The sequence below is a fragment of the Agrobacterium sp. NPDC089420 genome (genome assembly GCF_044900305.1).
Taxonomy (GTDB): domain Bacteria; phylum Pseudomonadota; class Alphaproteobacteria; order Rhizobiales; family Rhizobiaceae; genus Agrobacterium.
The window spans coordinates 457,718-475,916 of sequence record NZ_JBJDMY010000001.1 but is presented as its reverse complement, the minus strand read 5'-3'; the positions used below and the strand labels follow the sequence as shown (position 1 = coordinate 475,916).

Here is an 18,199-nt window from a genome sequence, read left to right as displayed (position 1 = left end):
GCACCGGCTTTATGGTCCATGCTGCATGTGAACAGCTGGAAGGAATTCATCTGGGTCTTGACCGGCTTCATGGGCCAGATGCTCTTCACCATGCGTTTTCTGGTCCAATGGATTTCCTCGGAACGGGCGAACCGCTCGGTCATCCCCGTGGCCTTCTGGTATTTTTCCGTTCTCGGCGGCCTGGTGCTTCTGTCCTATGCCGTCTGGCGGCGGGACCCGGTCTTCATTCTGGGCCAGGCATCCGGCCTGTTCATCTACGCCCGAAATCTGTGGTTGATCCATGCAGAACGCCGCCAGCACGCATAACGCGGCCACCTTGCCCTATGCACCGGCGGGCGAGCAGCGGCAATGGATGACGCTGGCGCTGGCGGCCATCGTGCTGGTGACGGTGCTGCGTGTTCTCGGACTTGCCCTGAACCGCACCGATCTTTTCGTCGATGAGGCGCAATATTGGCTGTGGGGCCGCGAGATGGCCCTCGGCGCCTATTCCAAACCGCCGCTGATCGGCTGGCTCATTCGTGCGGCCACAATTCTGGGCGGCGGCGAGGGCACTTTTCAGGTGCGGCTGGCCGCACCCGTGGTGCATGGCGTCGCGGCGGCGGCCATCCTTGTTCTCGGGCGGATGATCTACGATGCCAGGCTGGCTTCGCTTGCGGCAGTCGTCTATCTGACATTGCCCGCCGTGACGCTCGGCAGCCTGCTGATCTCGACCGATACGCCGATGATGCTGTTCATCGTGCTGTCGATGATCGCGATGCGCAAACTGGCGCAGGCCCGCAGCGAGGGCGGGGGGGCGATGCTCTGGAGCCTCGCGCTCGGTCTCTGTTTCGGCCTTGGCCTGATGTCGAAATACGCGATGATCTATTTTCTGCCCTGCTTCATCGCCGCCGGCTGGCTTTGCGAGGCATGGCGCATCCGGCTGCGGGACGCAGGGGTTGCCGCCCTGGTTTGTGTTGCCGTCATCGCTCCCAATCTGTGGTGGAACGCCGCGCATGATTTCATGACTGCGCGTCACACGGCGGACAATGCGAACTGGCATGGCATCCAGCTGAAGATCGGCCCGGCGCTCGAGTTTTTCTTCTCGCAGGCGGGCGTTGTCGGGCCTTTCGTCTTTGTTGCCATGATCGTTGCGACCATCCGCGCGAAGAATGCCGAAACCCGGGCGCTGGTGGCGCTTTCCGTGCCGATCGTGCTTTTGATCACGGCGCAGGGGCTGATGTCGCGGGCGCTCGCCAACTGGGCGGTGGGCGCCTATGCCGCCGGCGTATTGCTGGCGGCGCCGGTGCTGGCGTCGCGGCGCTGGCTGACGGTTTCCACCCTCGTGCTGGGCGCCGTCGTCGCCGTCGCGCTGCCGATGATGACGATTGCCGGGACGGAACTGCGCCTGCCGAGCGGCGAGCTGGCGATGAAGCGTTATCTCGGTCGCTCGGAACTGGTGTCGACCGGCCTGTCGCGTGCGCGAGAAGCGGGGGCGGATGCCATCGTCGCCACCGATCGCTCCATATTGGCCGAGCTTTTTTATCAGCTGCGGGACGAAAAACAGGTGCTGACGCGCGCCTTGCCGGAAACGGGTGTGCCTTCCAGCCACTACGCGCTTCTTTACCCGCTGCGAGCCGGTGAAGCGAAAAATCCTCTGTTTCTGTCAAGCGCGGATGGCCTGCCGGCCTGCCTTGCCGGCGAGACGCCGGTGACGCGCTGGACCGCCGGGCCGGGCTTCCTCGAGGGCAGGGAAATAGGGCTGTGGCGCCTGCCGCCGCAATGCGTGCCGGGGGCTGCCGATGGACAATGATCTTTCGCATATGCGGATCACGATCTGGGTGACCTTCGCCACCTTGGCGATCGTCATCCTGTTCGCGACCTTTCCGTCCATCGATCTTGGCGTTTCCTCCCTGTTCTTTTCTCCGGAGGGGCGGTTGTGGTCCGGCCGTGCGCCGCTTCCCGAGTGGTTTCGCGATACGCTGCGCGAGTTGACGGAGCTGGCCGCTCTTCTGGCCTTTATCGTCTTCGTCGGCAATATCCGGCTTGGCTCCCTGCAGCGCACCGGCTGGCGCGTCTGGGCCTTCCTGTGGGGGCCGGTGGTGCTGTGCGCCGGGCTTCTGGTCAATGGTGTGCTGAAAGCCAATATCGGCCGTGCCCGGCCGTTCAGCGTCAGCGATTTTGGCGGGCAGCAGCTTTTCACGCCGCCTTTCCAGTTCAGCACGCAGTGTTTTTCGAACTGTTCGTTTTCCTCCGGCGAAACAGCGCTGATCGCAAGCTTCTTCCTGCCTGTCTGCGCGCTGGTCTGGCATCGGCTGCAATGGCGCGGGCGTGTCGTCGTGGGCGGCATCGCTGCCGGCGCCATCATCCTCATGTCCGTCCTTCGCATCGCGGCCGGCGGGCATTTTCTCAGCGATGTGGTGATATCGGTGCTGTTTTCAGCCCTGACGACGCTGTTCCTGTACCGGGCGCTGGCGATCGGCCGTCACCGGCATCTGTTTACCGGCGAAGCCATAACGGCCGATACGGTCAGCCTTTGGCGCAATGGCAGCCATGCCGTCGGTGTCCGGGTCCGTCGCTGGCGGCCGAAAATCAAGGCCGCTGCCGCGCGCCTGCAGCGTCCGCCGGATGCGGGCGCGGCATCGTCCTGAGAGGACGTTCCGGGCAGGTTATCAGATGAATGGCGAAGCTTCGCCGGGCACTCGTGCATCACCCCCGGATCTTCCCGGGGGGGCTCTGCTTATTCTTTTGTTGACGTGCCGCGCCTCCGGACGAGCCAAAAGATGGCATCCTGGCCCTCGACCCCGATATCAACAGGGTTTGTCCGGAGATCTGGACCGGACGGACCGAGGGCAGGCTGAGCGTGGCGGATGAGATTTTCGGATGCCGTTCAGTCGAACAGGCCGGAGACCGACTGTTCCTGCGCGGTGCGGTTGATCGCTTCGCCGAGCAGGCCTGCCGTGCTGATCACGCGGATATTGTGCGCGGACTGGACGCCGGTGGTCGGCTGGATGCTGTCGGTGATGACGAGTTCGCGCAGCTTCGAGGACGCCACGCGGGCAACCGCGCCGCCGGAAAGCACCCCGTGGGTGATATAGGCGGTGACGCTGGTGGCGCCCTTCTTCAACAGGGCTTCGGCCGCATTACAAAGCGTGCCGCCGGAATCGACGATGTCGTCGATCAGGATGCAATCCTTGCCGGCGACGTCGCCGATGACGTTCATGACCTCGGATTCACCCGGACGGTCACGGCGCTTGTCGACGATGGCCAGCAGACAGTCGAGGCGCTTGGCCAGCGCGCGGGCACGAACCACGCCGCCGACATCGGGGGAAACGACCATGACATTGTTCGTGTCGTAATGGTCCTTCACGTCGCGGGCGAGAATGGGCGCGGCAAAGAGGTTGTCTGTCGGAATATCGAAAAAGCCCTGGATCTGGCCGGCATGGAGATCGAGGGTGAGAACGCGGTCGGCACCGGCTTCGGTGATGAGATTGGCGACGAGCTTGGCGGAAATCGGTGTGCGGGGGCCTGCCTTGCGGTCCTGGCGGGCATAACCGAAATAGGGCAGCACCGCCGTGATACGCTTTGCCGAGGAGCGGCGCATGGCATCGATCATGATGAGCAGCTCCATCAGATGATCATTTGCCGGAAAGGACGTGGACTGAACGACGAAAACGTCCTCACCACGTACATTTTCACCGATTTCTACGAATATTTCCTGGTCGGCAAACCGCTTTACGGTGGCATTTCCGAGAGGAACGTTAAGATACTTGCAGATCGCTTCGGCGAGGTGCCGGTTCGAATTGCCTGCGAAAACCTTCATTGCGGCCGCCTGTTTCCATGCCATCGCCTTGCGCCACGGGGCTCAATCCGCCGTAACCAAGCGTCGTTCAAGGGGAGGAACATCCGGCTGAAAAGCCTTTGCCGGATACGCCTTGTTGCCATGCGCGCCTTAATAGCGCTGTTGCTTCCGATTGCAAGAGGACTCCGCGCTTTCGCAATGATTTTCGTGAAATCTCTGTGACTTCTGCCGCCGTCGCACCTCATCCCCGTTGGGTTTGCTTCCATGACGAATAGTCGTTCAGCGTTTTTGCGGCGATATCCTGCATGACCCTGTCGGTCACGGCCGCCCACGGATCGCTGCCCCTGGCAGCCACTGTTTCCTGCCCCTGAAGGCGGTGCAGCCTGACGCCGTTGGCGTCCAGAATGTCCCAGACATAAACGACGTTGACCTTGCCGCCATCGGCGAAGGCGGAGAAATATCCTTTCAGGATGTTTTCGGCGGAATTGTCGTTCGAGGCGCGGATGGTCAGCCCCTTGGCCCGGGCTTCCGCGCCGAGCTGCCGCGACAATGGCGTGACGGCCTGAACGGGAGCGCCGATGATCGGCAGGAAACGGATGGTATTGCCGGAGGCGGCGGGCGCAAGCGACGCCGTCTGCTGCGAAGCCGGCGGCTGGCCAGCCACGGGGGAGGGTGCTGCTGGCGGGTTCTGGCTGCGAAGCGGTTCGCCATACTGGTTGCCGCTGGACAGCGCCTGTGCCTGCGCCTGCAGCGAATTCTGCGGCGCATAGGCGGGCACGGACGATGCGGTTGCGGGCGCGCCTGCTGGCGCGCGGTCGGCGGCGGCGGCCATCTGGTCGAGATCGCCCTGGGTCACCGGCGTCGATTGCGCGCTGTTGTGGCCGACATCCACCTGTGGCGTCAGCGCTTCCGTGGTGTTGCAGCCCGAGAGAGCCAGCACCAGCGCCGGAACGGCAAGGGCTGGAAAGACAAAGGCTCGAAAAGGGGAGGCAACCCCCATCCGGCTCATGTGACGTTTACTCTCATGTTCCGCTCCTTCTTGCCCAAGGTGGCGGCAATGTAAGGGCGGATTTCCCGCTCTGTCAAACCCGGCGGCGATTTAAGCTGTGAGAAGATCGAGGCCGTGCCGCGACAGGGGCTGCGGAGCGCCGTCCGTGGTCAGATAGGTCTGGCCGAGCGTCATGGCGGTGCCGGAATCGGAATCCATGACGATCATGTGCACGAACAGCGTCATGTCGCCCGTGATCTCCTGCGGATTGCCGGCATGGAACATCTGATGTTCCATCCAGGACGGGGAGAAACGCGCGCCGAGCGAATAACCGCAGGAATTCAGCCGGTGGCGGGTCAGCCCGCGCTCGTCCATGACGCGGGCGTGCATATCGAAGACATCGCCGAAGGTATTGCCCGGGCGCAGAACCTCCTCGATGGCGGTGAGGTTCTGCAGGCAGGCGCTGTAAAGCTCCTTCTGGCGAAAATCCTGTTCGCCGATCACCACCGTGCGCATCATCGCCGCATGGTAACGGGCACTGACGCCGGCCCATTCCAGCGTCAGCTGATCCTTCTCATCGAGCCTGCGGCGGCCGGACTTGTAACGGCACAGCAGCGCATCCGCGCCGGAGCCGATGACGAATTCATTGGCGGGATAATCGCCGCCGCCGGCCAGGACCGCGCCCTGCATCGCCGCAAGAATCGCCGCTTCGTCGGCGCCGGGCCGGATGAGCGGCAAAACCGCGTCCAGAGCCTCGTCGGCCAGCTGGCCGGCCTTGCGGGCATAGGCGATCTCGGCCGGGCTTTTGACGAGCCGCAGGGTACTGACCAGATAGGAGGCGTCGCTCATCTGGCAGAAGCTGGCGAGCTGGTTGTCCAGCAGGCGGGCGACCCGTCCGCTCATGCCGTGCGTGTCGTATTCCACGCCGATCTTTGCGCCGAGCAGATCGAGATCGCTGAGGAGATTTTTAAGGTCGAGGGTGGGATCGGCATTGGGCCGGTCGACCCAGATGAGGATGTTGTCGATGATCGAGGTGTTGCGGGCCTGGCGCAGATCGGCGGAACGGGTCAGCAGAGTCATGGAGCCATCGGACTTGACCACCAGCGTCTGGAAAAAACAGTAGCCGAAAGTATCGTAGCCGGTCAGCCAGTACATGCTTTCCTGCGCGAAAAGCAGAAGAGCGTCCAGCTTCTCCTCCGTCATTTTCGCAATCAGCCGCTCGCGGCGGGCGTCGAATTCCGAAGGCTCGAAGTGCAGGGCCATATCAGTCCTCCAGAATTGCGATAGCGGAAATCTGCCGGCCGTAGTCGGGTTCGGCGCGGTGGGTCGTGCGGCGGTAGGAATAGAAGCGCTCTTCGTCCGGATAGGTGCAGAGGCCGAGATTTTCCGCCTTCACACCGGCCCTGGTCAGGCGGTCTATGGTGAACTGCTTGAGGTCGAACAGCGCGTGTCCCTGCTTGTCCGTCGCGGCGAAATAATCCGCATAGGCCGGATCGATATCGGTGAAACGCGCGACATATTCCGGCCCGACCTCATAATTGCGCTGGCTGATGGAGGGGCCGAGCGATGCGGCGATACGGTCGCGGCTGGCGCCGAGCTTCGTCATGGTCTCGATGGTATTTTCGAGCACGCCGAACAATGCGCCCTTCCAGCCGGCATGGGCTGCACCCACGACGCCCGCCTGCGGATCGGCAAAAAGGATCGGACCGCAATCGGCGCTCAGCACGCCAAGCACGAAGCCGGGCGTTGCGGTCACCATCGCATCCGCCTGCGGGCGATCGCCGTCATAGTTCTCGTCGATCACGAGAACATCGGGTGAATGGACCTGATGCACAGTGGCGAGGCGCTCCGCGGACAGGCCGAACCATTGTGTGACGCGCCGGCGGTTTTCCTGTACCCGCTCGGGTGCGTCATGGGAGCCGAGGCCGACATTGAGGCCTTGATAAAGCCCTTCGGAGACGCCGCCCTGCCGGGTGAAAAAACCGTGGCGAACGCGGTTTGCACCAAAGGCGGCGAGTAGCGGGCTCTGGATGGGGAGCGGCAGCGTGGCGTTCTGCATGGTGCGGGAGTTCCTTGGAGAATGTCGCTGTAGGCCATTGGAATGCGGTAAGCGAGATGTTTCCTGTTGCCGTGGCGTTGCGCGGCCTGTGTGATGCAGCGTGCCTGCTTCGTTCGCGGCGATGTTGGCCCAGAGGTGATTGCGCTGTCAATCCACCGCACGAAACGGCATGAGATGAAGCGCGGGACTTGAAACGGCGACGACCTTGAAAAGTTCCCCCATCTTGCCGGCCCCTTCGCCCGCAAGACGGTTGACCGCTTCGGCTATTTCCAGCGTCTGGTCGGGCGTCGCCCTGGCCGCCAGCGCGCTCGCCCTTTCCCTGAGGCCGAGGCCGTAGAGAAAATCGCCCTGCCTCAGCGTGCCGTTGACATGAACGCCGGTCGCCTCGGCGGTTTTGACGAGGCTTTCGAAATCGACATGGCTGGTCAGATCGGCTTCGCCGGGATGCGCCAGCGGCGGATCGAAGGCATGGTTGCGCATGGCCTGCAGGGTGTCGCCAAAACCGGCGACGAGGTGGCCGTAATCGATCGCAAGCGCCGTGCCGCCATGGGCCGACAGGCGCTGGCAGATCGCCGTCATCACGGCTTCGCGGGCAGGGGAAATCTCGAATATGGTGCCAGGCGGCTGCCGTTCGGGCTGCGGTGGCAAGAGGATCGGGTCGATGCTGGCAAGCCCGGTCGAGAACACGAGCGCGTCTTCCGCATCAAGGCTGACCACCCTTTCGCGGAAACCGTGCGGCGTCTTGACGAATTGCCGGATCGGAATGGCGTCGAAAAGTTCGTTGGCGACGAGGAGCAGGAAGCCTTCCGGCACATCGTCGAAACTCTCATGCCATGTCAGCCGGTCGGCATAGTCGGCCAGCGTTTCGCCTTGGATCGTGGCAAGACGGGGGCTGGTTTCCACCAGATGCACCCGCATCGTCTCGTAAAGCGGCGGCGCGATGCGGCGGATGACGCGCAGCATATCCGACATCATGGTGCCACGGCCGGGGCCGATCTCCACCAGCCGGGTTGCAGCCGGCGCGCCGTGTCGCTGCCAGGCATGGACCACGAAGACACCGAGCATCTCGCCGAAAAGCTGGCTCACCTCAGGCGCGGTGATGAAGTCACCTGAACGGCCGAAGGGTTCGCGGCTTTTGTAATAACCGTGCTCGGGGTCAGCGAGGCAAAGCGAGAAATAATCGGTGACGCTGAGCGGACCGTTGAGCCGGATAAGGGATTTGATGCGTTGCGCAAGCGGTGTCGTCATGGCAGGCCATACCGCTTAGGCGCGTTTTGCCGCGCCGCGCGCGCGCAGGATGGCCCACAGACCCAGAAGGAACATCGGTGTGGAAAGCACCATGCCCATAGTCAGCCAGTTGCCGGCGAGATAACCGATCTGCGCGTCCGGCTCGCGGAAGAATTCCACGAAGATGCGTGACAGCGCATAACCGCAAACGAAGATGCCGGTGACGAGGCCGGGTGTCTTCAGCGCCCTGAAGGCATAGATGGCGATGGCCAGAATCACGACGAGCACGAGGCCTTCGAGGCCCGCCTCATAAAGCTGGCTCGGGTGCCGTGCGAAGGGGCCGCCGGTCGGGAACACGACCGCCCAGGGCACATCGGCAATACGCCCCCACAATTCACCGTTGATGAAATTGGCGATGCGGCCGAACAGCAGGCCGATGGGCGCGACGGCGGCGATGACGTCGAACATGCTCCAGACCGGGATGCCGTTCTTGCGGGCGAAGAGGATCATGGCGATGGTGGTGCCGATCAGTCCGCCATGGAACGACATGCCGCCGTTCCATATCTCGATTGCCCTGATGGGATTGGCGGCGACGGCGGCAAGGTCGTAAAACAGAATATAGCCGATGCGTCCGCCGAGCACGATGCCGCCGGCAGCCCAGAGAATGAAATCGTCAAGGTGCTGGGCCGAGATCGGCGAGGTATCGTTCGGCCACAGGCGATCCGTGCGGGCGAGACGGCGGGCGTAAAACCAGCCGAGCATGATGCCGGCGACATAGGCGATGCCATACCAATGGATCGCCAGCGGGCCTATGGACAGCGCCACCGGATCAATATTCGGAAAGGGCATGATGGCAAGTTGGATGGGAGCGGCTAACAATCCGTATATTCCGTCATCGTTGCTGGGCGACAACAGACTGATCCATTGCCTTGCGGGGCCGGGCGATGATGCTCACCGGTCTCCCTGACGCCAAGGAAAATGGCGATTGCCGTGGCGGTGGTCAAGGTGATTTTTCGTGATGGGATGGGGATGGCCGGCGCTGCAGAGACACGCCGCATTTTTCGATTTCGCTTGCAAGGCGGCTGTCGAGTGCCTACCTGAAAGGCATCAACGGCGGGGAACGGGATGCTCCCTGAACAGACGAAGGAACAGCGCCATGAGCACGACAGGCACCAATCGTTTTCTGGATGAATTTGCCAAGCTGATGACCGATGCGGCCGGCGCGGCCCAGGGTGTGCGCAAGGAAGCGGAGGCCGCCTTTCACGCGCAGGCCGACCGCTGGCTGAACAGCCTGGACGTTGTGCGGCGCGAGGAATTCGACGCGGTGCGTGAAATGGCCATACAGGCGCGTGACGAAAACGACGCGCTGCGCGCCCGCATCGAAGCTCTGGAAGCAAGGCTTTCCGCCGCCAACGACTGATTTTTTCGCGCTTTTTACTGATGGTCCCGGATCGCCTGCGATTCCGGGACTTTTTGTTTTCGGGCGGTGCAACCTGAAATTATCTCCGGTTGCCGCCGGCCGGCCTCCGCCGCGATTTTTTTGGGGCCTGTGGACACTTCCAAAAAACACAATTGCCAGAGTCGCTTATGTATCTCGCCTGAGGTGATGGGGGAGAAGATATCCACTGCTCAAAAAGCAAAAATGGCAGCCGAGGGGTGGCAGCGGGACTCGGCCATTATACACTGATTTTAAATGATGATTCGAAACGACCTGGTAAGCTCCGGACAGGGTGAATGCGTAATTCTGTCGGTGTCGGGCAATCGTCTCAAATATTGAATCCGGTTTGTGTGTGCGTTTTGTGCCCGGCGTTCAAAACAGAACATTCCATACCGGCTGAGAAGGTGCCGCATGAGTCTGATAGAATTTGAAATCGAACGTCAGTCCAATCCCGTGGACATGATCGAGATTGTCGCCGCCTCGAACGACTGGTCTTTCGAGCGTTCCGGCGAGGACGAAATCGCCATGACGGTGGCGGGCCACTGGGCCGATTATCACGTGTCCTTTTCATGGATGGAAGAATTCGAGGCGCTGCATCTGGCCTGCGCCTTCGACATCAAGGTGCCGGACCAGAGGGTCAACGAAGTCATTCGCCTGCTGTCGCAGGTCAATGGCCAGGTGCTGATGGGGCATTTCGATCTGTGGCGGCAGGAAGATGTGGTGATCTTCCGGCAGTCCCTGCTTCTGGCGGGTGGCGCGGAGCCGAACAATCAGCAGGTGGAAGTGCTGCTTTCCAGCGCGCTGGAGGCGTGCGAACAATATTATCAGGCGTTCCAGTTCGTCGTCTGGTCGGGGCTGGATGCAAAAAGTGCAATCGAAGCGGTCATGTTCGAGACCGTCGGAGAAGCGTGAAGATGGTGTACAAGGCTTCCGGCCCTCTCGTGCTCGTGGGCGCCGGCAATATGGGCGGCGCCCTGCTTTCGGGCTGGCTGAAAAAAGGCGTGCCGGGATCGCAGGTCATTGTCATCGACCCGCGCCCGTCCGAGACGATGCGCACGACGATTGCGGAAGCCGGCGCGGCCCACAGTGAAAGCGTGCCGGAGGGCGTCAAGGCCGGCATTCTTTTCGTGGCCGTGAAGCCGCAGATGATGGAAGCCGTGCTGCCGTCCCTCAAGCCTCTTCTGGGCGACGATACCGTTGTCGTGTCGATCGCGGCGGGCACCACCATCGGCACTTTCGTATCGCATTTCGGTGCTGTGGCCGCCGTGCGGGCCATGCCCAATACGCCGGCCATGGTCGGGCGCGGTGTGACCGGAGCCTATGCCAATGAACTGGTCACGCCGGAGCTTAGAACCGTGGTGGACGGGCTGCTGAAGGTCAGCGGTCCGGTCGAATGGGTCGAAGCCGAAGGCGATATCGACGCCGTGACGGCGGTTTCGGGCAGCGGCCCGGCCTATGTCTTTTATCTGGTGGAATGCATGGCGGAAGCCGGCCGCAAGGCCGGTCTGCCGGCGGATGTGGCCATGCGCCTGGCGCGCGAGACGGTGGCCGGCGCCGGCGAACTGCTGCACCAGTCCTCCGATGAGGCGGCGCGCCTGCGCCAGAACGTGACCTCGCCGGGCGGCACGACGGCGGCGGCGCTTTCGGTGCTGATGGCCGATGACGGCATGCAGCCACTGTTCGACAAGGCGGTTGCTGCGGCAAAAAAACGCGCCGAAGAGCTGGCCGGGTGAAAACGGGCGCGGTTCAGGCATTGCAGGCAAGCGGGAGCAGGGCATGAGCGATGAAATTTCCTACGCCGATTTCGAGAAGGTCGATATTCGCGTCGGCACCATCGTCGAGGCCGAACCTTTTCCCGAAGCCCGCAAGCCGGCGATCAAGGTGAAGATCGATTTCGGGCCTGACATCGGCATCAGGAAATCGTCCGCACAGATTACCGTGCATTATACGCCGGAAAGTCTGGTCGGCCGGCAGGTGCTGGGCGTGGTGAATTTTCCGCCGCGCCAGATCGGCCCGTTCCGCTCCGAGGTCCTGACGCTGGGTTTTGCCGACGGCAATGGCGATATCGTGCTTGCTGGGGTCGAGCGGCCGGTGCCGAACGGCGAGAAGATGTGCTGAACGGCGGCCGGAAGGCGCAGCTTCGGAACGTCGCCTTATCGTTTGCGGCGGCTGATTATCTTACGCCGGAATTTTGACGATCACCCGCAATCCGCCCATCGGGCTGTCATCCAGAGAGACGTCGCCGCCATGGCCGCGGGCGATGTCGCGGACGATGGAGAGGCCAAGTCCCGTACCCGAGGCGTTGAGGTTGCGTGCCTCGTCCAGCCGGAAAAACGGCTTGAACACATCTTCCCGCGAATTTTCCGGAATGCCTGGTCCGTCGTCGTCGAAGGTCATGATGATGGAGCGCGGCGCCTTGCGGATATCGACATGGAGGCTGCTTGCATAACGTCGCGCGTTTTCGGCGAGATTGGCAACCAGCCGTGAAAGCGCATTCGGCCGCGCGATGATCCTGTCGATATTATAAAGCTCGTAGCTGAACGTCTTACCGTGCAGCTCGAAATCATGGCCGATTTTTTCCAGGAGGGCCGGAAGCTCCAGCGTCCCGACATCCTCCTCGACATCGGTGCGGGCGAAGGTCAGATAGGCTTCCAGCATTGACTGCATGTCCTCGACATCCTTGTCCAGGCCTTCGAGGTCGGGATTGTCGCCCGCCAGCGCCAGTTGCAGCTTGAAGCGGGTAAGAATGGTGCGCAGGTCGTGGCTGACGCCGTTCAGCATGGCGGTGCGCTGTTCCATCTGCCGTTCAATGCGTTCGCGCATCAGGATGAAGGCAAGGCCCGCCCGCCGGACTTCGTCCGCGCCACGCGGGGAATAGGCGCTGATCTTCTGGCCCTTGCCGAAATTTTCAGCCGCCTTGGCAAGCGCTTCGATGGGCTTGATCTGTCCGCGCAGGAAGAGGATGGAAATGGCGATCAGCACCAGCGATGCGCCGACCATCCAGACAAGGAATATATGCGTATTGGAGGCATAGGCCGCACTGCGGCGGGTAAAGACACGCAGCGTCTTGTCCTCCAGCTGGATACGGATTTCGACCAGCGAACCGTTGCCGTAGGTGTCGATCCAGAAGGGCCTGCCGATCTGCTGCGTCAACTGATCGGCGAGGATCCTGTCGAGGATCGAGAACAGCGGTTCCGGCCTCGGGGCGGGCAGATCGGTCTTGGGCTCGATATAGACGCTGAGGTCCAGCTTGTCGCGGGCGATGCGGATGACGCGCTGGTAGTCGTCCTCTTCCGGATCGGTCTGCAGCAGTTCGATGATCGCGGCGATATCGCGGGTCACGGCGGCGGAAAGGCGTTCCGTCACCAGCTGCCAGTGGCGCTCCATGAAGACGGCGGCAACCACGGCCTGAAGCAGGATCATCGGCAAGATGATGATCAGCAGCGAACGGGTATAAAGACCGGTGGGCAGCCAGTGGCGCAGCCATCTGCCGGAGGTGCGCCAGGCTCTCACAATCGCGCTTTTCCTGACCGTGCTGAAAAAATCGAGGCTCGCCATGCCGTCAGCCCGCCTTTCCTTTGGTGCCCGTCAGTCCACGCTCAGCCGGTAGCCGATGCCGCGCACCGTTTGCAGATAGACCGGATTGGCGGGGTCGTCCTCGATCTTGCGGCGCAGACGGTTGATCTGCACGTCGATGGTTCTTTCGCCCACTTCCGATTCCGCCTCCACCAGCTCATGCCGTGGAATGGTGTCGCCGGCGCGGAGCGCAAAAAGCAGCATGATCTCCTGCTCGCGGTCGGTCAGGCGGATGGTTTCAGGACCACGCCGCAGTTCCTTTTTGGGAATGGAGAAGCTGTAGGGACCGAACATGATCTGCTCGATCTTCGGCGTATCCGGCGAGGTATTGCGCCGCAGAATATTGTTGATGCGCAGGACGAGTTCGCGCGGATCGAAAGGTTTGGCGAGATAATCGTCGGCCCCGGCTTCCAGCCCCGCAATACGGGAATCCGCTTCCGAGCGGGCAGTCAAAAGAATGACGGGCACCGATTTGTTCTCATTGAGAGACCGGGTCAGCGACAGCCCGTTTTCCCCCGGCATCATCACGTCGAGAATGAGCAGGTCGAAACGGATGCCGGCCATCTTGCGGCGGGCCTCGGCGGCATCCGCGGCGACGGAGATGCGATAGCCCTTGTCGCCCAGAAATCGCTGCAGCAGGTCGCGGATACGGGCGTCGTCGTCAACGATCAGCAGGTGGGCGGCGTCGTCATCCGCCGGCGGGCGTTTTGCCGAAGCTGTCGCCATGATCAGTCTCCCTCCGCGGTTGTCGGACTGCGCATCTGGGCAAGGAACCTGCGCACGCAGGCGCGCGCCTCCGGCCCCAGACCTTCAAGTGCGCGGTCGATCCGGCGCGATTGCGGCTCGCTCAGCGCAAGCGCCAGTTCGCGTCCCGTCAGCGTGGGGTAGAGCCTTCGCTGGCGGCGGTCTTCCGGGCCGGCCATCTGGCGGATATAACCGTCGTCGATCAGTTGCTTGAGCACGCGGGCAAGGCTCTGCTTGGTGATCTGCAGCGTGTCGAGCAGATCCGCCACCGTCATGCCGGGCTGCCGGCTGACGAAATAGACCACGCGGTGATGCGCACGCCCATATTCCAGCTTCGCGAGAATGACATCGGGATCGGAGACAAAATCGCGATACGCGAAAAACAGCGCCTCGATCGTATCGAAGTCGATCTTGCCGTCGTCAACCTTCGGGAGTGCCGGTGTTTGCCGGGCGGCGGCGGTTTTGAGCGATTGCGGTGGCACTGCGGTTCCTTCATATCCTGCGGCTGACATGCGTCGATGCGCCAATATTCTGTAAACATAGCCGAAAATGCGTCCGCTCGGGAGAATGCCGCCGATCATTTTCTGTTGCGGTGGATAATATGCTGCGGGGGCGGGTGCAACTGGAATCCTGAGCGGCATTTACCGGAAATAGAAAAGAGCGCGGAAAGTCCGCGCTCTTCGTGGGTTTCATGCGATCTGCGCATGTATGTGCCGGTGCATGCGTTTATTGGTAGACGTAGACAATCCGGTGCGTCGACGGTTCGACCAGGACCGGCACGTCGTTCACGCGCACGTAGCGATATTGATAATCCGGGATTTCCACGAGGCGGGTGTCGCGCGGCAGGGTGCTGCCGACAACGACGTCGCCATCGAAGGTAACGGTGTCGGCCGGATGTTCGTCCATATAGGTGATGACTGTTTCCGGCGGGGTGATGTCGACATCGCCGACGCGGCCGAGATTCTGGTCGCCCGGATTAGGTTCTGCCTGTACGCTCGAGGTGGTTTCATAGGTGACGACCGGCACGCTCAGTTCCGTGCGGCGGTCCTTAAGAACGACCGGAGAGCCTTCATACATGACGTTCAGATAATCCGCATGTGCCCAGCCGCGCATGCCGTTGACTTCGATGCGGCACCAGCTGCTGCCATCCATGCAGCCGTCCAGAACCGCATTGCTGCCGCGGGTGGCCAGTCCCAGTTCGGGATAGTCCTCACCGGGGCCGGAACGAACGGAAATGTCCGATGCGGTGGTGGCGACCATGGCGGCGTTCGCATAACCCGCCATCAGGGCGAAGGCGCCGCCAGCCATGAGCATTTTAAGCGTCTTGTCCATGTGTCTCACTCCTTTCAAGACTGCATCTACAACGTCGCAGCCATCCGGGCGTTCCACTTTTTTCGCCGCCACTTGCCGCCATTCTCGGCGCGTCACCCGTTATCCAATTGGATTTCATCATTATTTTTCGGGTGGCCACGTGCGCGAAAAACCCGGCTTTCTCGGCCGCCATTGTGCCGCAACCGCGTGCGGGCTATAGGAGGCGGGATTTGTCAGACAGGGAGACACGGGACATGGGAAAGTTGCAGGCGGGTATCATTCCGGTCACGCCATTCGAGCAGAATTGCACCATCCTGTTCGACCAGGATACCAAGGAGGGCGTCGTCGTCGATCCGGGCGGGGATGTGGAGCTCATTCTTCAGGTCGTCGCTGAAAACGGCATCACGCTTCGGGAAATCTGGCTGACGCATGGGCATCTCGACCATGCCGGCGGCGCCGATGAACTGCGTGAAAAACTGTCCCTGCCGGTGATCGGGCCGCACGAGGATGACCGGCCATTGCTTGAGCGGGTGGAGGCGCAGGCCGAAAAATACGGGATCAGCGGGCTTCGGAACGTTTCACCCGACAAATGGCTGAAAGACGGTGACAGGGTATCCTTCGGAGAGCACGTCTTCGAGGTCTATCATTGCCCGGGCCACGCGCCCGGTCATGTCATCTATTATAATCGTGACCAGCAATTCGTCCATGTCGGCGACGTGCTGTTTTCGGGGTCGGTGGGCCGCACGGACCTGCCCGGCGGAAACCACGAACAACTGATGGCGTCCATTCGCGACAAGCTTCTGCCGCTTGGCGATGATGTCGGGTTTCTCTGCGGCCATGGCCCCGGCGGCCGGCTGGGTGAGGAACGCCGCAGCAATCCCTATCTCCAGGGAATTTGAGTTTCCTGGAGGCGGCGGCTCGTGCATAAAAAAACCCGGCATTCCTGCCGGGCTTCAACTAGAAAAGAAAGCCGTTTTAGGGTCAGCCAGCAATCTGCAGATTGACTGCCTTCGGACCCTTGCCGCGACGATCCGGTTCCGTGTCGAAGCTCACTTTCTGATTTTCTGAAAGTCCGGACAGGCCGGAAGCCTGTACAGCAGAGATGTGAACAAAGATATCAGCGCCACCATTGTCTGGCTTGATGAAGCCGAAGCCTTTGTCTGTATTGAAGAATTTTACGGTGCCAGTTTCGGCCATGCATCAGGTCCTTTTCGCTCTGCCCGCGTTCAGCTACAGGCAGCATTACAGTTTTGCCCCGCGAGGGCGTTGGCAGGCAGTTCTTGACTATTGAGAAAATGGACCTTCGCAGCAGGAAGTAATGGCGTTCTCATCCAACGTTTTTCGTCCCACCGCCCGAGGTTTATAGCGTCCCCGGTGCGCAAATTTATAGGCCTTCCCATGCTCGCAAATTGCCCGAACCGCGGTAGAGTGATGCGTTTATGGAAAATTGGCAAGCAAAAGTTTTCACGGGCTTTTTGTCAGATAAAAAACCTGCGGTAGAATTACGGTATGCGATCGCACATTTTTTCCGCATAATCGATAGTTGATGAAATAATTGCCGGTGGTGGCAGGCATTGCCGGCAAAAATTTGAACGTCAAACCGGGTTTTTCCGCAGATGGAGAAAAAACGGTTCTTTTCCCGTCAGGCTGCGCCGGCCACGGTTTTTTGCCGCTTGCGGGTCAGTTCAGGCACCAGTTCCACGGTCAGGATGGCGACAAATATGATCAGGCAGCCGATATAGCCGGCGCCCGAAATGGTTTCCTGCAGGAAAATCGAGGCCAGCAAAGCGCCGAAAAGCGCCTCCGAGGACAAAAATATCGCCGCCTGCGGCGCCGTGGTGTAGCGCTGGCCGATGACCTGCAGAACAAAGGCGAGGCCCGACGAAACGAGGCCGACATAGAGGATTTCCGCCAGCGAGGCCTCGATCGACGCCATGCTGATGGGTTCGAAGAAGACGCCGATCATGCAACTAAGAAGGGAGCAGACTGCAAATTGTGTGCAGGAGAGCGCGAGCGGCCGGCCGCTTTCGGAGACGAAACGCCCCGCCAGCGTGATCTGGATTGCCCAGAAGAAGGCACAGATGATGCTGAGAATATCCCCCTGCGTCAGCGTCTCGAAAGCGCCGCCGGAAAGAAGGAATATGCCGCCCAGCATCATCAGGGCACAGGGCCAGACGATCCAGTGGGGATGGCGGCGATAAAGGACGACGGCGATGACCGGCACGAAGATGACGTAAAGCCCGGTCAGGAAGCTGGAATTGGTGACGGTGGTGGTCAAAAGACCCACCTGCTGGGTGGTGGCGCCGCCGAACAGGGCAAGCCCCACGAGGATGAAGCTGCCGATTTCCCTGCGGCGCGGCGGTGATTTCAGCGCGCGCGTTTCCATGAGCGCGAAGGGCAATACAGCGATTGCGGCAATGGCGAAGCGCAGGCCGACGAACCAGAATGGACCGATCGACGCCATGGCGGAGGATTGCGCGACAAAGCCGCCGCCCCAGATTGCTGCGGCGAGAAGAAGCAGCATATTGGCCTGAATACGCGTCATGATAGGCACCAGCACAGCAGGGGCCGGAGGATCATTCGACCGCGGCCTTGGCAATTCGGGGATTTTTTGAAATGTCGATCCGACGGTTTCCCGCGTGCTTTAGCAGCAAGCCGCCGGTGCCGCAAGTCGGAGCAACCGCAGGTTCAAGGGCCGTTTTGTCTCGCTGCGGTTTACTTGTAGCGGCGTGCCTCGTCCTTCAGGCTTCGCCGGGTAAGCGTCAGGCCGCCTATGCCAAGGCCGATGAAAGCTGCGGCGGACAGAATGATGAGCAGGATGTGTCCGCCCGCCCGCGATGTCGCCGCTTGCGGGATGGCGGCAGTGTGCAGGGTGTCGACGGCCTGGGTCGCCGCATTGGCGGATGTCGCGATGCCGGCTGCCATGGTGACGATGACGAGAAAAGCGGCAGCCGCCATCCAGAGGGAAAACAGCGTTCTCTGTGCCCTTAACCTTTCAACGGACGTGCGGTCGTTGGTAAACATGGCAATCGCCTCTTGTCCCTGTTCTTAAAGGATAAAGGAGGCTTCGAAATCGAC

General features: G+C 61.5%; 21 protein-coding genes. 8 read left to right on the top strand and 13 right to left on the bottom strand.

The features are described 5' to 3' along the window. The first annotated feature begins 18 nt into the window (after positions 1–18). From ACI2KA_RS02345 to ACI2KA_RS02335, 3 genes are read left to right on the top strand one after another with little or no spacing between them, the layout of a single operon-like run. Positions 19–306 (top strand): lipid-A-disaccharide synthase N-terminal domain-containing protein, encoded by a 288-nt coding sequence (locus tag ACI2KA_RS02345; protein ID WP_404498933.1) that lies wholly within the window; start codon positions 19–21, stop codon positions 304–306. Further along, positions 281–1,789 (top strand): ArnT family glycosyltransferase, encoded by a 1,509-nt coding sequence (locus tag ACI2KA_RS02340; RefSeq protein WP_404498839.1) that lies wholly within the window; start codon positions 281–283, stop codon positions 1,787–1,789. Before ACI2KA_RS02345 ends, ACI2KA_RS02340 begins: the two co-directional genes overlap by 26 nt. Continuing rightward, positions 1,779–2,627, top strand: a complete 849-nt coding sequence (locus tag ACI2KA_RS02335) for a phosphatase PAP2 family protein (RefSeq protein ID WP_404498837.1) — start codon at positions 1,779–1,781, stop codon at positions 2,625–2,627. The genes ACI2KA_RS02340 and ACI2KA_RS02335 overlap by 11 nt, the downstream gene beginning before the upstream one ends. A gap of 239 nt (positions 2,628–2,866) precedes the next feature. On the opposite strand, the gene ACI2KA_RS02330 is transcribed toward ACI2KA_RS02335, so the two are convergent. The 6 genes from ACI2KA_RS02330 to lgt form a co-directional block, all read right to left on the bottom strand. Next, on the bottom strand, positions 2,867–3,799 hold the full coding sequence (locus tag ACI2KA_RS02330) for a ribose-phosphate pyrophosphokinase (protein WP_404498835.1): 933 nt from the start codon (positions 3,797–3,799) through the stop codon (positions 2,867–2,869). A 220-nt stretch (positions 3,800–4,019) separates the two neighbouring features. Then, positions 4,020–4,787 carry a hypothetical protein gene (locus tag ACI2KA_RS02325; protein ID WP_404498833.1) on the bottom strand — a complete coding sequence of 256 codons (768 nt, stop codon included), beginning with the start codon at positions 4,785–4,787 and terminating at the stop codon, positions 4,020–4,022. A gap of 90 nt (positions 4,788–4,877) precedes the next feature. Next, complete coding sequence (locus ACI2KA_RS02320; protein WP_404498831.1) at positions 4,878–6,029, bottom strand: M24 family metallopeptidase; 1,152 nt, start codon at positions 6,027–6,029, stop codon at positions 4,878–4,880. A gap of 1 nt (position 6,030) precedes the next feature. Beyond that, positions 6,031–6,825 (bottom strand): peptidoglycan editing factor PgeF, encoded by a 795-nt coding sequence (pgeF, locus tag ACI2KA_RS02315; RefSeq protein ID WP_404498829.1) that lies wholly within the window; start codon positions 6,823–6,825, stop codon positions 6,031–6,033. Positions 6,826–6,972: 147 nt separating this feature from the next. Continuing rightward, entirely contained in the window at positions 6,973–8,073 is a 1,101-nt protein-coding gene (locus tag ACI2KA_RS02310) for a class I SAM-dependent methyltransferase (RefSeq protein WP_404498827.1), read from the bottom strand. A 15-nt stretch (positions 8,074–8,088) separates the two neighbouring features. Further along, positions 8,089–8,901 carry a prolipoprotein diacylglyceryl transferase gene (lgt, locus tag ACI2KA_RS02305; protein WP_404498932.1) on the bottom strand — a complete coding sequence of 271 codons (813 nt, stop codon included), beginning with the start codon at positions 8,899–8,901 and terminating at the stop codon, positions 8,089–8,091. A 307-nt stretch (positions 8,902–9,208) separates the two neighbouring features. Here lgt and ACI2KA_RS02300 point away from each other — a divergent pair, with 307 nt between their 5' ends. The 4 genes from ACI2KA_RS02300 (at position 9,209) to ACI2KA_RS02285 (ending at position 11,608) form a co-directional block, all read left to right on the top strand. Continuing rightward, entirely contained in the window at positions 9,209–9,472 is a 264-nt protein-coding gene (locus ACI2KA_RS02300) for an accessory factor UbiK family protein (RefSeq protein WP_404498825.1), read from the top strand. A 429-nt stretch (positions 9,473–9,901) separates the two neighbouring features. Further along, on the top strand, positions 9,902–10,402 hold the full coding sequence (locus ACI2KA_RS02295; protein WP_003522870.1) for a YbjN domain-containing protein: 501 nt from the start codon (positions 9,902–9,904) through the stop codon (positions 10,400–10,402). A gap of 2 nt (positions 10,403–10,404) precedes the next feature. Further along, positions 10,405–11,223: a pyrroline-5-carboxylate reductase gene (gene proC / locus ACI2KA_RS02290; protein ID WP_404498823.1), complete on the top strand. Its 819-nt coding sequence runs from the start codon at positions 10,405–10,407 to the stop codon at positions 11,221–11,223. Positions 11,224–11,266: 43 nt separating this feature from the next. Then, a complete protein-coding gene (locus tag ACI2KA_RS02285) occupies positions 11,267–11,608 on the top strand; it encodes a tRNA-binding protein (protein ID WP_404498821.1) in 342 nt (113 codons plus the stop codon). Between the two features lie 60 nt (positions 11,609–11,668). On the opposite strand, the gene ACI2KA_RS02280 is transcribed toward ACI2KA_RS02285, so the two are convergent. The 4 genes from ACI2KA_RS02280 to ACI2KA_RS02265 form a co-directional block, all read right to left on the bottom strand. Beyond that, a complete protein-coding gene (locus ACI2KA_RS02280) occupies positions 11,669–13,048 on the bottom strand; it encodes an ATP-binding protein (protein WP_404498819.1) in 1,380 nt (459 codons plus the stop codon). 30 nt (positions 13,049–13,078) lie between these two features. Then, a complete protein-coding gene (locus ACI2KA_RS02275) occupies positions 13,079–13,792 on the bottom strand; it encodes a response regulator (RefSeq protein ID WP_404498817.1) in 714 nt (237 codons plus the stop codon). 2 nt (positions 13,793–13,794) lie between these two features. Next, positions 13,795–14,322 (bottom strand): MarR family winged helix-turn-helix transcriptional regulator, encoded by a 528-nt coding sequence (locus ACI2KA_RS02270; protein ID WP_404498815.1) that lies wholly within the window; start codon positions 14,320–14,322, stop codon positions 13,795–13,797. A gap of 214 nt (positions 14,323–14,536) precedes the next feature. Then, positions 14,537–15,142, bottom strand: coding sequence for a DUF1236 domain-containing protein (locus ACI2KA_RS02265; RefSeq protein WP_404498813.1), 606 nt, complete (start codon positions 15,140–15,142; stop codon positions 14,537–14,539). Between the two features lie 233 nt (positions 15,143–15,375). Here ACI2KA_RS02265 and ACI2KA_RS02260 point away from each other — a divergent pair, with 233 nt between their 5' ends. Next, positions 15,376–16,020, top strand: a complete 645-nt coding sequence (locus tag ACI2KA_RS02260) for an MBL fold metallo-hydrolase (RefSeq protein ID WP_404498812.1) — start codon at positions 15,376–15,378, stop codon at positions 16,018–16,020. An 82-nt stretch (positions 16,021–16,102) separates the two neighbouring features. On the opposite strand, the gene ACI2KA_RS02255 is transcribed toward ACI2KA_RS02260, so the two are convergent. From ACI2KA_RS02255 to ACI2KA_RS02245, 3 genes are all read right to left on the bottom strand, one after another. After that, on the bottom strand, positions 16,103–16,318 hold the full coding sequence (locus ACI2KA_RS02255; protein WP_003494703.1) for a cold-shock protein: 216 nt from the start codon (positions 16,316–16,318) through the stop codon (positions 16,103–16,105). A 445-nt stretch (positions 16,319–16,763) separates the two neighbouring features. Continuing rightward, on the bottom strand, positions 16,764–17,666 hold the full coding sequence (locus ACI2KA_RS02250) for a DMT family transporter (RefSeq protein ID WP_404498810.1): 903 nt from the start codon (positions 17,664–17,666) through the stop codon (positions 16,764–16,766). A gap of 170 nt (positions 17,667–17,836) precedes the next feature. Then, entirely contained in the window at positions 17,837–18,145 is a 309-nt protein-coding gene (locus ACI2KA_RS02245) for a hypothetical protein (RefSeq protein ID WP_404498808.1), read from the bottom strand. Positions 18,146–18,199 lie beyond the last annotated feature (54 nt).